At 72.1% G+C, this 13619-nt stretch carries 13 protein-coding genes and 1 pseudogene; 8 read left to right on the forward strand and 6 right to left on the reverse strand.

Annotated elements, in window-relative coordinates; translation table 11 throughout:
- Position 1 precedes the first annotated feature (1 nt).
- Positions 2 to 1399 carry a BNR repeat-containing protein gene (locus ACWC0C_RS26650; protein WP_450866417.1) on the reverse strand — a complete coding sequence of 466 codons (1398 nt, stop codon included), beginning with the start codon at positions 1397 to 1399 and terminating at the stop codon, positions 2 to 4.
- Between ACWC0C_RS26650 and ACWC0C_RS26655 the strand changes: the two are divergent.
- From ACWC0C_RS26655 to ACWC0C_RS26670, 4 genes and pseudogenes are all read left to right on the forward strand, one after another.
- Positions 1292 to 2626 (forward strand): annotated as a pseudogene (locus tag ACWC0C_RS26655) (rhamnulokinase). The gene ACWC0C_RS26650 and the pseudogene ACWC0C_RS26655 sit on opposite strands and share 108 nt — an antisense overlap.
- A gap of 72 nt (positions 2627 to 2698) precedes the next feature.
- Positions 2699 to 3454 carry a (Fe-S)-binding protein gene (locus ACWC0C_RS26660; RefSeq protein WP_450866316.1) on the forward strand — a complete coding sequence of 252 codons (756 nt, stop codon included), beginning with the start codon at positions 2699 to 2701 and terminating at the stop codon, positions 3452 to 3454.
- Positions 3451 to 4929 carry a LutB/LldF family L-lactate oxidation iron-sulfur protein gene (locus ACWC0C_RS26665; RefSeq protein ID WP_450866318.1) on the forward strand — a complete coding sequence of 493 codons (1479 nt, stop codon included), beginning with the start codon at positions 3451 to 3453 and terminating at the stop codon, positions 4927 to 4929. The genes ACWC0C_RS26660 and ACWC0C_RS26665 overlap by 4 nt, the downstream gene beginning before the upstream one ends.
- The gene (locus tag ACWC0C_RS26670) at positions 4926 to 5567 is read left to right on the forward strand and encodes a LutC/YkgG family protein (RefSeq protein ID WP_450866319.1); all 642 of its coding nucleotides are present in this window, start codon (positions 4926 to 4928) and stop codon (positions 5565 to 5567) included. The genes ACWC0C_RS26665 and ACWC0C_RS26670 overlap by 4 nt, the downstream gene beginning before the upstream one ends.
- Here ACWC0C_RS26670 and ACWC0C_RS26675 read toward each other — a convergent pair.
- Positions 5560 to 5883 carry an ArsR/SmtB family transcription factor gene (locus ACWC0C_RS26675; protein ID WP_450866321.1) on the reverse strand — a complete coding sequence of 108 codons (324 nt, stop codon included), beginning with the start codon at positions 5881 to 5883 and terminating at the stop codon, positions 5560 to 5562. The two genes, ACWC0C_RS26670 and ACWC0C_RS26675, sit on opposite strands and share 8 nt — an antisense overlap.
- 91 nt (positions 5884 to 5974) lie before the next feature.
- On the opposite strand from ACWC0C_RS26675, the gene ACWC0C_RS26680 reads away from it, so the two are divergent.
- Together ACWC0C_RS26680 and ACWC0C_RS26685 are read left to right on the forward strand one after the other, a co-directional pair.
- Complete coding sequence (locus ACWC0C_RS26680; RefSeq protein WP_450866323.1) at positions 5975 to 6973, forward strand: zinc-dependent alcohol dehydrogenase family protein; 999 nt, start codon at positions 5975 to 5977, stop codon at positions 6971 to 6973.
- A gap of 54 nt (positions 6974 to 7027) precedes the next feature.
- Complete coding sequence (locus ACWC0C_RS26685; RefSeq protein WP_449193883.1) at positions 7028 to 8182, forward strand: ABC transporter ATP-binding protein; 1155 nt, start codon at positions 7028 to 7030, stop codon at positions 8180 to 8182.
- A 6-nt stretch (positions 8183 to 8188) separates the two neighbouring features.
- On the opposite strand, the gene ACWC0C_RS26690 is transcribed toward ACWC0C_RS26685, so the two are convergent.
- The 4 genes from ACWC0C_RS26690 to ACWC0C_RS26705 all read right to left on the reverse strand — a co-directional run bounded on the left by ACWC0C_RS26690 (position 8189) and on the right by ACWC0C_RS26705 (position 11252).
- Entirely contained in the window at positions 8189 to 9124 is a 936-nt protein-coding gene (locus ACWC0C_RS26690; RefSeq protein WP_450866325.1) for an ABC transporter substrate-binding protein, read from the reverse strand.
- 29 nt (positions 9125 to 9153) lie between these two features.
- Positions 9154 to 9825, reverse strand: a complete 672-nt coding sequence (locus ACWC0C_RS26695) for an ABC transporter permease (RefSeq protein WP_450866327.1) — start codon at positions 9823 to 9825, stop codon at positions 9154 to 9156.
- Complete coding sequence (locus tag ACWC0C_RS26700; RefSeq protein ID WP_449196987.1) at positions 9822 to 10556, reverse strand: ABC transporter permease; 735 nt, start codon at positions 10554 to 10556, stop codon at positions 9822 to 9824. Before ACWC0C_RS26700 ends, ACWC0C_RS26695 begins: the two co-directional genes overlap by 4 nt.
- Positions 10557 to 10679: 123 nt before the next feature.
- On the reverse strand, positions 10680 to 11252 hold the full coding sequence (locus tag ACWC0C_RS26705) for a TetR/AcrR family transcriptional regulator (protein WP_450866329.1): 573 nt from the start codon (positions 11250 to 11252) through the stop codon (positions 10680 to 10682).
- Positions 11253 to 11370: 118 nt separating this feature from the next.
- Between ACWC0C_RS26705 and ACWC0C_RS26710 the strand changes: the two genes are divergently transcribed.
- Both ACWC0C_RS26710 and ACWC0C_RS26715 read left to right on the forward strand, forming a co-directional pair.
- Entirely contained in the window at positions 11371 to 12228 is an 858-nt protein-coding gene (locus tag ACWC0C_RS26710) for an AAA family ATPase (protein WP_449196985.1), read from the forward strand.
- Positions 12225 to 13577: a vWA domain-containing protein gene (locus ACWC0C_RS26715; RefSeq protein ID WP_449196984.1), complete on the forward strand. Its 1353-nt coding sequence runs from the start codon at positions 12225 to 12227 to the stop codon at positions 13575 to 13577. Before ACWC0C_RS26710 ends, ACWC0C_RS26715 begins: the two co-directional genes overlap by 4 nt.
- Positions 13578 to 13619: the final 42 nt, after the last annotated feature.

Below are 13619 nucleotides of genomic sequence, written 5' to 3' on the forward strand. Positions count from 1 at the left end.
CTCAGGCAGGCAGCGAGAACTCCACGACGTGCAGCGCCGAGGGCGTCGTACCGCTGGACTTCTCCTGGTACATGAACGACAGCACGTTGTCGGACCTCGCCCGCATCTCGTCGATCACCACCTCGCCGAAGGCATGGAGGCCGCCGCCGTCGAAGAGCAGGGTCCAGTCGGTGTGGCCGGAGGACTTGGAGGCGCCGGCGATACGGCCGTAGGGGAAGACCGCGTACGCGTTGTCGTACTTGTCGAGGATCAGCTTGGTGCGCTGGCTGGAGTCGAGGGGGACCGGGATCTCGGTCTTGGTCCAGCCGCCGGAGGAGTTCTTGCGGAGGTGGAACGCGCGGCCGCCCGCGGTGCGGTCGGCCACGTAGTCGGTGGCGCACTGGCCGAAGCGGCCGGGGACATAGCTGATGATCGCGTGCGGGAGGCCGGTGGAGTCGGTCCACTGGCTCTCCTGGTTCATCAGGGAGTGGTCGGGGTCGAGGGAGTCGACGACCAGTCCCGGGTCGGTGACGGAGACGGTGTCCGAGGTGCCCGTCGTGGCCACGAGGGTGCCCGCGTCGTTGCGCCAGGTGCGGCCCCGGTCGGTGGAGTGGACGTAGCCGGTGTCGTGGTTGGTGATGCCGCCGCCGCTGCACATCACGGCGGCGTTCTGCTCGCGCCAGGTGAAGAAGGAGTGCAGCCGGCCGTTCACGTCGTAGTCGATGCCGTGCAGGTACATGTTGCGGGCCGTGCTGGAGCCGTGCGAGCTGGTGTACGTGCCGGTGGAGCCGGACCACTCGCCGAGCGCGGTCCAGGACGAACCGTCGTACTCCGCGAGGGCGTTGCGGCCGTTGCCGGAGATGCCGGCCCGGTAGCTGAGCTGGAGCCTGCCCTCCGGGGTGGAGATGAACTGCGGGTAGGTGAACTGCGAGGTGAGCGCGAGGCCGTCGAGGGAGGTCTGGACGGGGCCGAGGACGGACGGACTCCAGGGCGTGGACGCCGGGTTGTCGAGGAGACCGGCGATGGACTTCACGTAGAAGAAGCCGTCGCTGTGGGAGTCCATGGTGAGGTGCAGGCGGCCGTCCACCTTCGAGACACCCATGGAGATGACGTTGTGGGAGTCGCTGGTCTTCAGGACGTGCGAGAGGGTGACCGTCGACCAGGTGCCGCCTGCGGCCACGCGGCGGGCGACGACCGCGTTGCCGGTGGAGGTGTACCAGGCGGCGTACTGGTGGCCCTGGTACGTCAGCAGGCCGTTCTTCTGGAACGAGTTGTTGTTGACCAGGCCGTCGTAGGAGACGAAGTAGATCGCCTGGGGGTCGAGTGTGGTCGTGCTCTTCTCGGTGACGGCGGGGCCGGGGTCGGCGGCCCGTGCGATGCCCGGCGTTGCCACGGCGGCCCCTACGGCCGACGCGAGCACGGTGCGTCTTTTCATGAGCGGCTCCAGGAACACCAGGTCGGGGATGTCAGGCGAGGTGGACCGGTGCACTATCGTGACACCCGCACGGAGGGCGTCGCGGAGCAGGTGTGGGCGAGGGTGCCGGCCGCGGAGCTGTACGCGGCGACCGGCATCCAGTACGCCCCGTTCAACACGCTGTACCAGCTGGCGGCCGCCCGCTCCACCGTTCAACTGGCGCAGGCCGAGCGGCTGTTGCTCGTTCCGGACCTGGTGTCGTACTGGCTGACCGGTGAGCAGGGCACCGAGCTGACCAACGCCTCCACCACCCAGCTGATCGACCCGCGGACGCGGACGTGGTCGTACGGCATCGCCGAGCGGCTCGGCATCGACCTCGGGCTGTTCGCGCCGCTGCGGCAGCCCGGTGAGCCTGCGGGGGTGCTCGGGCCGGAGGTGCTGGAGGAGACCGGGCTGACCGGTCCGGTACCGGTGACGGCCGTCGGCTCGCACGACACCGCCTCGGCCGTGGCCGCCGTTCCGGCGGCCGATGAGCGCTTCGCCTACATCTGCACCGGCACCTGGTCCCTGGCGGGGCTGGAGCTGACGGCTCCGGTGCTCACCGGGGAGAGCCGGGCCGCGAACTTCACCAACGAGCTGGGGCTCGACGGCACGGTCCGGTATCTGCGCAACATCATGGGGCTGTGACTGCTCCAGGAATGCCAACGGGCCTGGGGCGAGCCCGACTTGGGGCTGCTGTTGCGCGAGGCCGGCACCGCGCCGGCGCTGCGCTCGGTGGTGGACGCCGGGGACGAGGCGTTCCTGGCGCCGGGGCGGATGCCGGAGCGCATCGCCGCGGCGTGCCGGGGCTCCGGGCAGCCGGTGCCGGCGAGGCGGGCGGAGGTCACCCGGTGCATCCTGGACTCGCTGGCCCTCGCCCACCGGCGGGCCGTCGAGGAGGCGCAGCGACTGGCCGACCATCCGGTGGACGTGGTGTACGTCGTCGGCGGCGGCACCCGCAACGCGCTGCTGTGCCAGCTGACCGCCGATGCCTGCGGGCTGCCCGTGGTGGCCGGTGCGACGGAGGCGGCGGCCCTCGGCAACGTCCTGGTCCAGGCCCGCGCCCATGGGCTGGCCGGCGACCTCGCCGCCATGCGCCGGCTGCTCACCCGCACCCAGCCGCTGACCCGGTACACGCCCCGTGGCGACGGGTCCCGCTGGCGGGAGGCCGCGGCGCGGCTCGCCACGCGGTGAGCGGGCCCCTCCCCTGGGCGGTGTCCGCCTACTACCCTTCACTCGTCCGACGACCGACCCCGAGGAGCCGCGATGCGTGTCGCTCTGTTCCTGACCTGTGTCAACGACACGCTCTATCCGGACACCGGCCGTGCCGTGGTGAAACTGCTGACCAGACTGGGTGTCGAGGTCGACTTCCCGATGGGCCAGAGCTGCTGCGGACAGGCGCACTACAACACCGGTTACCGGCACGAAGCCGAGCCGCTCGCCCGGCACTTCTCCGATGTCTTCCGTGCATACGAGGCGATCGTGACACCGTCCGGGTCCTGCGGGGCGATGGTGCGGGAGCTGTATCCGCGGATGGGCGAGCGGGCGCGCGCCGAGGGGCGCGGGGACTCGCTGGCGCGGACGCTGGCGCCGGTGGTGCCGAAGACGTACGAGCTGACGGAGTTCCTGGTGGACGTGCTCGGGGTGACGGACGTCGGCGCCTACTACCCGCACAAGGTCACCTACCATCCGACCTGTCACGGTCTGCGCTCCCTCGGTCTGGGTGACCGGCCGCGCCGCCTTCTCCAGGCGGTCAAGGGCCTGGAGCTGGTGGAGCTGCCGGGCGCCGAGGAGTGCTGTGGGTTCGGCGGCACGTTCGCGCTGAAGAACGCCGGGGTGTCGGCGGCCATGGGCGCGGACAAGGTGCGCAGCGCCGAGTCGACCGGCGCGGACGTGCTGTGCGCGGCCGACAACTCGTGTCTGATGCACATCGGCGGCACGATGAGCCGGCTGGGGACGAGCATGCGGCCGGTGCACATCGCCGAGATCCTGGCGAGCACGGAGGAGGAACCGGCGGCATGAGCGGAACGTTCGTCGGCATGCCGGCCTTTCCGAAGGCCGCGCACGATGCGCTGGGCAACCCCACCCTGCGCGGCAATCTGCGGCACGCCACCCACACCATCCGCGCCAAACGGGCCCGTGCGGTCGCCGAGTTGGACGACTGGGCGGCGCTGCGCGAGGCGGGCCGCCGGATCAAGGACCACACGCTGCGCCATCTGGACCGCTATCTCGTGCAGCTGGAGGAGTCGGTCACGGCGGCGGGCGGCTCGGTCCACTGGGCCACCGACGCGGACGAGGCCAACCGGATCGTCGCCCGGCTCGTCAAGGAGACCGGCGAGTCGGAGGTCGTCAAGGTCAAGTCGATGGCCACACAGGAGATCGGCCTCAACGAAGCCCTTGAGGAAGAAGGCATCCGCGCCTACGAGACCGATCTCGCCGAGCTGATCGTGCAGTTGGGCAAGGACCGGCCCTCCCACATCCTGGTGCCGGCCATCCACCGCAACCGGGGTGAGATCCGGGACATCTTCCGCTCGGAGATGGGCGAGTGGGGCCGTCCGGCTCCCGAGGGCCTGACCGACACGCCCGCCGAACTCGCCGAGGCGGCGCGGCTGCACCTGCGGGAGAAGTTCCTGCGGGCCAAGGTCGGCATCTCCGGAGCCAACTTCATGGTCGCCGACACCGGCACCCTGGTGGTCGTGGAGTCCGAGGGCAACGGCCGGATGTGTCTGACCCTGCCGGAGACACTGATCTCGGTCGTGGGCATCGAGAAGGTGGTGCCGACCTGGCGGGACCTGGAGGTCTTCCTGCAGACGCTCCCCCGCTCCTCCACCGCCGAGCGCATGAACCCGTACACGAGCATGTGGACCGGCACCACGGACGACGACGGACCCCGCGCCTTCCACCTCGTCCTGCTCGACAACGGCCGCACCGACACCCTCGCCGACCAGGTCGGCCGCCAGGCCCTGCGCTGCATCCGCTGCTCGGCCTGCCTCAACGTCTGCCCCGTCTACGAGCGGGCCGGCGGGCACGCCTACGGCTCGGTCTACCCCGGCCCGATCGGCGCCATCCTCAGCCCCCAACTCCGGGGAACGGCAAGCGAGATCGACGCCTCCCTGCCGTACGCGTCGAGCCTGTGCGGGGCCTGCTACGAGGTGTGCCCGGTCGCCATCGACATCCCCGAGGTGCTGGTGCACCTGCGGGAGCGGGTCGTGGAAGGCGGTCCGGCGGTACGGCAGGGCAACAAGGTGGTGCTGAAACCGGCCAAGGGCCATGCCGCCGAACGGGCGGCCATGCGCGCGGCCCGCTGGGCCTTCACCCACCCCGCGGCCCTGCGCGGCGGCCAGCGGCTCGCCTCCCGCACCCGCCGGTTCCACCCCCGTACCCTGCCCGGCCCGGGCAAGGCGTGGAGCGGCACCCGGGATCTGCCGCCCGTACCGGCGGAACCCTTCCGGGACTGGTGGCAGCGCACCCGCGACGGAAAGGACGGCGTCAAGTGAGCAGCAGGGAAAGGGTCCTGGGCCGGGTGCGGCGGGCGCTCGCCGATGTGACACCGGACGAGCGGCCGTACGAGGAGGCCGTGGGCCGGGACTATCTGCGCGAGCACGGGGCGCGCACGACCGGGCAGACGGTGGAGCTGCTGGCCGGGAACCTGGCGGACTACCGGGCGGTCGTGCACCGCAGCGACGCCGAGGAGATGCCGTATCTCGTCATGCGGCTGCTGGCCGAGCACGGGTCGCAGGAGGTGCTGGTGCCGCCCGGGCTGCCGCCGGAGTGGATGTCCGCCGCGGATCCGGTGCGGATCCATGACCGGGCGGTGAGCACACCGCAGCGGCTGGACCAGGTGGACAGCGTGGTGACGGGCTGTGCCGTGGCGATCGCCGAGACCGGCACGATCGTGCTGGACGGCTCCCCCGACCAGGGCCGGCGCCGCATCTCGCTCATCCCGGACCACCACATCTGTGTCGTGCGCGTCCCGGACCAGGTCGTCTCCTCGGTCCCGCAGGCCCTCGAACGGCTCGCCCCTGACCGCCCGTTGACCTGGATCTCCGGCCCGTCGGCCACCAGCGACATCGAGCTGGACCGGGTGGAGGGCGTGCACGGGCCGCGGAAGCTGGAAGTGATCCTGCTCAGCTGACGGGCCGTTCCGTTCGCCGCTGTGTCACCGCGTCGAGCAGGCCGGGGAAGGCCTGGTCCATCTCGGCGCGGCGCAGCGCGTTCATCCGCGAGGTGCCCACGTAGTACTGCCGGATCAGCCCGGCTTCGCGCAGCACCTTGAAATGGTGCGTGGCCGTCGACTTGCTGACCGCCATGTCGAATCCTCCGCAGGCGATGTCCTCGCCAGTGGCGTCCAGTTGGCCGACGATGCTCCGGCGCACGGGGTCGACGAGGGCCTCCAGTACCTGCTGGAGGTCGAATGTGGCGGGGTCCGGGTGGGGCGGGATGCGTTCCATGCCCTCATAGTACGACCACCATCAAAGTTTGACAGCCATCGAACTTTCCCGCACAGTGGTCCGCGATCAGCCGACGAGCAGGGGAGTTGAGATGGCGAGGACGGTGCGGTTCCACGAGACCGGTGGGCCCGAGGTGCTGCGGCTGGAGGACCTGGATCCGGGCGAGCCGGGTCCCGGGGAGGTGCTCTTGCGGATCGAGGCGATCGGGATCAACCGGGCGGAGGCCCTGTTCCGCCGGGACAGCTACATCGAGCCGGTCAAGCACCTGCCGGCCCGGCTGGGCAACGAGGCCTCCGCCGTGGTGGAGGCCGTCGGGCCGGGGGTGAGCGGGTTCGCGGCGGGGCAGGCGGTGAGCGTCGTACCGGACTTCTCCCACAACGACTACGGCGTGTACGCCGAGCGGGCACTCGTCCCGGCGGCCGCGCTCGTGCCCAGGCCGGACGGGGTGGACGCGGTGACGGGTGCAGCGGTCTGGATGCCGTATCTCACCGCGTACGGGGCGATGGTGGAGATCGGCGCCATGCGGGCCGCAGACGTCGCGGTCGTCAACGCGGCGTCCAGCAGTGTCGGTCTCGCCGCCCTCCAGACCGCCGAACGGGTGGGCGCCACGCCCCTCGCCGTCACCCGGACCCGGGCCAAGCGGGAGCGGCTGCTGGCCGCGGGCGCGGCGGAGGTGATCGTCTCCGATGAGGAGGACGTGGCCGACCGGGTACGGGAGCTGACCGGTGGGCGCGGCGCCGAGTTCGTCCTCGACGCCGTGGCCGGGCCGGGCGTACGGGAGCTGGCCCGGGCGGTGGCGGCCGACGGGACGCTGTTCCTGTGGGGAGCGCAGAGCGGGCAGCCCACGCCGTATCCCGGGTTCGAACTGAACATGCCGGCCCTGAACATGCGGACGTTCACCATGCTGGAGATCACCCGCGATCCCGAACGGATGCGGCGCGCCCGGGCGTTCATCACCTCCGGTCTGCGCACCGGTTCGCTGCGGCCGGTGGTCGACCGCCTCTTCCCGCTGGAGGAGATCGTGGCCGCCCATCGGCACCTGGAGTCGAACGAACAGTTCGGGAAGATCGTGGTGACCGTCCCCCGGTGACCCGTTTCACCGCACCGGCGAGCATGCCGCGCACGGCGCCGTTAGCGTGAGGGAATGATCCGGTTCGAGCAGGTCACCAAGCGGTATCCGGACGGTACGACGGCCGTGGACGACCTGTCCTTCGAGGTGGCCGAGGGTGAGCTGGTCACGCTCGTCGGCCCGTCGGGCTGCGGCAAGACGACGACCATGATGATGGTCAACCGGCTGATCGAGCCGACCTCCGGCCGGATCCTCGTCGACGGCGCGGACATCGCCTCCGTCGACCCGGTGCGGCTGCGCCGCCGCATCGGGTACGTCATCCAGCAGGTGGGCCTCTTTCCGCACCGTACCGTCCTGGACAACACCGCGACCGTGCCGGCGCTGCTCGGCTGGAAGCGGGCGAGGGCCCGGGCGCGGGCCGCGGAGCTGCTGGATCTGGTGGGCCTGGACCCGAAGACGTACGGGCCGCGCTATCCGGAGCAGCTGTCCGGCGGGCAGCGGCAGCGGGTCGGGGTGGCGCGTGCGCTCGCGGCGGATCCGCCGGTGCTGCTGATGGACGAGCCGTTCGGCGCGGTCGACCCGGTGGTGCGCGAGCAGCTGCAGGACGAGTTCCTGCGGATGCAGGCCGCCGTGCGCAAGACCGTGCTGCTGGTCACCCACGACATCGAGGAGGCCGTACGGCTCGGCGACCGCATCGCGGTCTACGGGCAGGGCCGGATCGAGCAGTTCGACACGCCGGGCGCGGTGCTCGGGGCCCCGGCGACCCCGTACGTCGCCTCCTTCGTGGGCGCCGACCGGGGGCTGAAGCGGCTGTCGGTCACCACGATCGAGCCGGACGACCTGGAACAGCCGCCCGTGGCCCGGCTGGACGAACCCGCCGAGCGCGCCGTCGGTCGGCTGCGGGCCGAGGAGGCGCGGTGGGCCGTCGTCCTCGACGCGCACGGCGATCTGCACGGCTGGGTCGGCATCGACGAGCTGGCGCGGGGCGGCACGGTCGGGGACCGCACCCACCGGATGACCGCCTGGGTACCCGTGGGCGCGCCGCTGAAGCAGGCGTTCGGGGTGATGCTCCAGTACGACGCCGGGTGGGTCGCCGTGCTGGACGGCGCGCGCTTCCTCGGCGTGCTCACCCCGGCGAAGCTGCACGAGGCGCTGCGCCGTTCGGTGGACGCGGACGCACGGGGCGTGGCGCGGGGGCAGGTGCCGTTCGACTCGGTGGCGGATGCCTGACGCGGCCTAGGTCAGCAGGCCCTTCTCCTTCAGATAGCTCCGGGCGACATCGGCCGTCAGCCGGCGCCAGCTGTCCACCCGCTGGTTCAGCCGGGCCAGGTCCTGGGTGGTGAGGACGTCGTTGAGCTTGCCCAGCGCCTTGGCGACGCGCCCGCTGCCCGCGCGGGAGCGGTTGACGACCGGGACCACGTAGTCGGCGTTCTGCAGGTGCTTGTCGTCGGCGAGCAGGACCAGGCCGAAGGAGTCGAGGGTGGCGTCCGTGGTGGTGGTCAGCACCATCTGGTCCCGGCCCTCCTGCACGGCCCGCTTGGCCTGGGTGGTGCCGACGCCCTTGGGATCGACGCCGGTGATGTCGATGCCGTACACCTTCCTCAGCCCCGGCTCGCAGTAGGGCCGTTGCACGCACTCGTCACCCGCCGCGATCCGCACCTTCAGCTTCGCGGCGCCGAGGTCGCTGAGCGTCTTCAGGCCGTGCTGGCGGGCGTAGGCGGCGCTCACCGCGAAGGCGTTCTGGTCCACGGCCCGGCCGGGCGGCAGGACGGTGAGTCCGCGGGGCGTGGCCAGCGTGCGCAGGGCCTTCATCGTGGTGGCGAGGTCGGGCGAGCCCACGGGCTTCGCGTCGGCGCCGTGGGTCTTGGCGTTCAGCCAGTCGGCGAACGTGGCCGCGTACTCGGGCACGACGTCGATCTGGCCGGACTCCAGCGCCGGTTCGTACAGCTCCCGGTTGGCGACCGTGAGGATCGAGGTCTTGTAGCCGGCCTGGTTCAGCAGCTGGGCGTACATCTGGGCGAGCAGATCGCTCTCGGTGAAGCCTGCCGAGCCGATGGTCAGGTGGTGGCTGTCGCCGGGCGGTGCGGTGACCCGGCTGCGGGTCTCCAGCGAGGGGCCGGTGGAGCAGGCCGTGAGCGCGAACAGTACGAGGGCCGGGAGGACTCTTCTCATCGGCCGCCCCGGCCCCGCCGCCGCGCCGGTCATCGGCCGCCCCGCGCCCACGCCGGTGCCATTCGCTCGGCGATCTCGAAGACGCCCTCCACGACGAGCGCGAACACGGCGACGAGCAGGGCGCCCGCGACCACCTGGGGTGTGCTGGCCAGGTTGAAGCCGGCGGTGATGATCCGGCCGAGGCCGCCGCCGCCCGCGAGCGCGGCGATGGTGGCGGTGGCCACGAGCTGCACCGCGGCGATCCGCACCCCGTTCATGACCAGCGGCAGCGCGAGGGGCAGCTCCACGCGCAGCAGCATCTGCCGTCCCGTCATGCCCATGCCCCGGGCCGCCTGGACCACCCCGCGGTCGACCTCGCACATGCCGACGTAGGCGTTGGTGAGCAGCGGTGGCACGGCGAACAGCACCAGGGCCACCACAGTGGGCCCCTCGCCCCATCTGCCGACCGGGGTCAGGAGCAGCAGGACCAGGACGGCGAACGTGGGCACGGCCCGGCCGACGTTGGAGAGGTTGACGGCGAGCGCCCCGCCCTTGCCGAGGTGGCCGAGGACCAGCGCGACGGGCAGCGCGATCAGGCAGCTGAGGAACAGGCAGACGACGGTGAGCACCAGGTGCTGGAGCAGCCGGTGCCAGACGCCGTCGTCGCCCGACCAGTGCGCGGGGTCGGTGAGCCAGTGCCAGGTCGCGGTGAGCGTGCTCATGCGCGGCCCGCCTTCGTCCCTACGGCCCTCATACGTCGCCGGGCAGGCACGCGCGTGCGCCCCGCCCTCGTCCACGGCGTGATCAGCCGCTGCACCCCCAGCAGGAGCAGGTCGGCGACGACGGCGATCAGGACGCACAGCACGGACGCGGTGAGCACCTGGGCCTTGAAGTAGGTGTTCATACCTGCGTAGATGAGGTTGCCCAGGCCGCCGAACCCGACGATCGCGCCGACCGTCACCAGGGAGACCGCCGAGACGGTGGCGATGCGCAGGCCGGCCATCGCGGCGGGCAGGGCGAGGGGCAGTTCCACGGTGAGCAGGAGGCGGATCGGGCCGTAGCCGAGGCCGCGCGCGGCCTGCCGGGTCTCCTCCGGGACCGCGCGCAGGCCCGCCAGGATGTTCCGGACGAGCAGGGTCAGCGAGTACAGCACCAGACCGGCGACGACGAGCGTGGGCGAGAGGCCGTACAGGGGCAGGAGCAGGGAGAACATGGCCAGGGACGGGATCGTGTAGAGGATCGTCGTCACGGCGAGCACCGGGCCGGCCGCCCAGCCCCAGCGGCGGGCCAGCACCGCGAGCGGCAGCGCGATGACCAGGCCGATGAGGACCGACAGGGAGGTCAGCTGGAGGTGCTGGACGACCGCGTCGAGGACGATCTGGCGGCGGGTGCTCAGATAGGCGCCGCAGATCCACTCGTTGCGCGCGAGGCAGTCGTCCGGGGGCGCGGTCACGGTTTCATTGGACCGGGTGGGCGAGGGGGCGGCGCGTTGGGCTGGCCCGTACGGGGCGCTCCGCTGGGGGTGCCGCGATGTGCCGTCGGTCGTCGGCGGGTCCGTCGCGGCACCTTCGGGGCGCTAGTCCATCCCCGCCGCGTCCAGCAGCGCCGTCGCCGTCGCCGTGGCGAGTCCGTCGTCCAGGCGTTCCACCTTCGCGCCCGCCCGGGCGCTGGCTCCGTCGAAGACCAGCACGAGCTGACGGGCGAGCAGCTCGGGGTCGCGGGCGCCGCCGCGCTCCGCCTCGGCGCGGAAGGTCTCGGCCAGCCGTTCCTTGACCGTGCGGGCGACCACGGTCGCCGGGTGCTCGGGGTTCTTCAGCTCCACCAGGACCGCCAGGTAGGGGCAGCCGTGGTAGTCGGCGTCCAGGGACGCCCGCTCCAGGCGTTCGAAGACGTACAGGATGCGCTCGCGCGGGGTCGCCGTTTCTGGGTCGGGGTGTGTGAGCTGGGCGCCGTACCCGGGGATGCGCCGCTCCAGGCTCGCGGCCAGCATCGCGTCCTTGCTGTCGAAGAGCTGGTACATCGACCGCTTGGAAACGCCCGCCTCCCGGCACAGCGCCTCGATGCCGACGGAGACGCCGTCGCGGTAGGAGAGCCGGGCCGCCGCGTCGAGCAACCGGTCGCGCGGGGACACCTTGTCTGTGGAGGCCATGCAGGGAGGTTAACCGGATCCGAGAGGAAAGGAAACCGATCGGTGTATATCGACAGAGGCGCTGAACAAGCGCTTAGATAGGTATCCCTACATCGCTGCCGACCCGCCGGAGGCCCCGTTGTTCACGTCTGTCGACGACGTCTCCGCCCGCCTCGCCGAGACCGGCTACCTCGCCTCGCCCGCCGTCGCCACGACCGTGTTCCTGGCCGACCGGCTGGGCAAGCCGCTGCTGGTGGAGGGCCCGGCCGGGGTCGGCAAGACCGAGCTGGCCAAGGCCGTCGCCCAGGTGGCCGGGGCCCGGCTGGTCCGGCTGCAGTGCTACGAGGGCGTGGACGAGTCCCGGGCGCTGTACGAGTGGAACCACGCCAAGCAACTGCTGCGGATCAGCGCGGGCCGCGACGAGAACTGGGACGAGACCCGCACCGACATCTTCAGCGAGGAGTTCCTGCTCCCCCGCCCGCTGCTCACCGCCATCCGCGGCGACGAGCCGACGGTGCTGCTGATCGACGAGACCGACAAGGCCGACGTCGAGATGGAGGGACTGCTGCTGGAGGTGCTCAGCGACTTCCAGATCACGGTGCCGGAGCTGGGCACGGTCACCGCGACCCGCCGCCCGTTCGTCGTCCTCACCTCCAACGCGGGCCGCGAGCTGTCGGAGGCGCTGCGCCGCCGCTGCCTGTTCCTGCACATCGGCTTCCCCGAAGAGGAGCTGGAGCGGCGGATCGTACGGCTGAAGGTGCCGGGCCTCACCGCGGCGCTGACCGAGTCCGTGGTCCGGGTGGTCGGGGCGCTGCGCGCGATGGACCTGCGCAAGGTGCCGTCGGTCGCCGAGACCATCGACTGGGCGCGCACCCTGCTGGCCCTGGGCGCCGACACGCTGGACGAGACGGTCGTACGGGACAGTCTCGGGGTGATCCTCAAGCATCAGGACGACATCCAGAAGGCGGCGGCGAAGCTCGACCTGGACGCGCTGTGACCGCGGTCGCCGAGCGGATCACCGGGCTCGTCGGGGCGCTGCGCGCGCACGGCGTGCGGATCGGCACCGGTGAGACGGTGGACGCGGCCCGCGCGGTGGAGGCGCTCGGGCTCACGGACCGGGAGTTGCTGCGGGAGGGGCTGGCCGCGACCCTGCTGCACGGTCCGGCCCAGCGGGCGGTGTTCGACCCGGTCTTCGACCTGTACTTCCCGCGCGCGGTCGGGGGGCTTCAAGGCCCCGGCGCGGACCGGAACGAGCTGCGCGACCGGCTGGCCGAGGCCCTGGCGGCCAACGACCAGGCCATGATGGCCCAGCTGGCGGCCGAGGCGGTCGACGGTCTGGGCGGGTACGGCAGCTCACCGGGCTCCGACGGTTTCTCGGCGTACCAGACGCTCGAACGGCTGCGTCCGCAGACCCTGTTGGCCCGGGTGCGAGCCGATGTCCGGGGCCGGGACGGGAGCGGCGCCGGCTTCGCCGACCGGCTGCTGGACGACGAGATCCGGCGCCGTATAGAGGAGTTCCGCCGGATGGTCGGGGCGGAGGCGCGGCGGCGGGTCGCCGAGCGGCGCGGGCGCGCGGAGATCGCCCGCCGCGGTGTCGTACCGACCTCGGACCGGGTGGACTTCCTGTACGCGAACCGGGACCAACTGGCCGAGCTGCGCAGGACGGTCCGGCCGCTCGCACGCAAGCTGGCCACCCGGCTGGCCGCGCGCCGCCGCCGGGCCGCGCGCGGCACGGTCGACCTGCGGCGCACCCTGCGCTCCTCGCTGTCCACGGGCGGGGTGCCGATGCGGCCGGTGCTGCGCCGGCGCCGCCCGGTCCGCCCCGAACTGGTGCTGCTGTGCGATGTGTCCGGCTCGGTGTCCGGCTTCTCGGACTTCACGATGCTGCTGGTGCAGGCGCTGCACGACCAGTTCAGCAAGGTCCGGGTGTTCGCCTTCGTCAACCGGCTGGACGAGGTGACCGGCCTGCTCGGCCACGGCCGCGCCGACCCCGACGGGCTGAGCGCCCGCATCCGCGCCGAGGCCACGCTCACCGGCTGGCACGGCAGCAGCGACTACGGCGTGGCGCTGGGCGAGTTCGCCGAGCGGTACGGCGACGCGGTGGGCCCGCGTACGACCGTGTTCGTGCTCGGGGACGCCCGGACGAACATGAGCGACCCGAACCTGGCGGCCGTACGGGAGGTCGCCGGGCGGGCCCGCCGCGTGTACTGGCTGAATCCCGAGCCGCGCGGCCAGTGGGGCACCGGCGACTCGGCGGCGCCCGCCTACGCCGAGCTGGTCGAGATGCACGAGTGCCGCACGGCCCGTCAGCTCGGCGCGCTGATCGCCCGGTTGCTGCCGGTGTGATCGACTGGTCCGCGACGACCGCGACCCGCCTGCTCCACACCG

It is taken from the genome of Streptomyces sp. NPDC001709 (assembly GCF_053596375.1).

Coding starts and splice junctions, on each gene's coding strand:
- ACWC0C_RS26660 (WP_450866316.1), top strand. CDS start 2,699: ATGCGTGTCGCTCTGTTCCTGACCTGTGTCAACGACACGCTCTATCCG.
- ACWC0C_RS26665 (WP_450866318.1), top strand. CDS start 3,451: ATGAGCGGAACGTTCGTCGGCATGCCGGCCTTTCCGAAGGCCGCGCAC.
- ACWC0C_RS26675 (WP_450866321.1), bottom strand. CDS start 5,883: ATGGAACGCATCCCGCCCCACCCGGACCCCGCCACATTCGACCTCCAG.
- ACWC0C_RS26680 (WP_450866323.1), top strand. CDS start 5,975: ATGGCGAGGACGGTGCGGTTCCACGAGACCGGTGGGCCCGAGGTGCTG.
- ACWC0C_RS26685 (WP_449193883.1), top strand. CDS start 7,028: ATGATCCGGTTCGAGCAGGTCACCAAGCGGTATCCGGACGGTACGACG.
- ACWC0C_RS26690 (WP_450866325.1), bottom strand. CDS start 9,124: ATGAGAAGAGTCCTCCCGGCCCTCGTACTGTTCGCGCTCACGGCCTGC.
- ACWC0C_RS26695 (WP_450866327.1), bottom strand. CDS start 9,825: ATGAGCACGCTCACCGCGACCTGGCACTGGCTCACCGACCCCGCGCAC.
- ACWC0C_RS26705 (WP_450866329.1), bottom strand. CDS start 11,252: ATGGCCTCCACAGACAAGGTGTCCCCGCGCGACCGGTTGCTCGACGCG.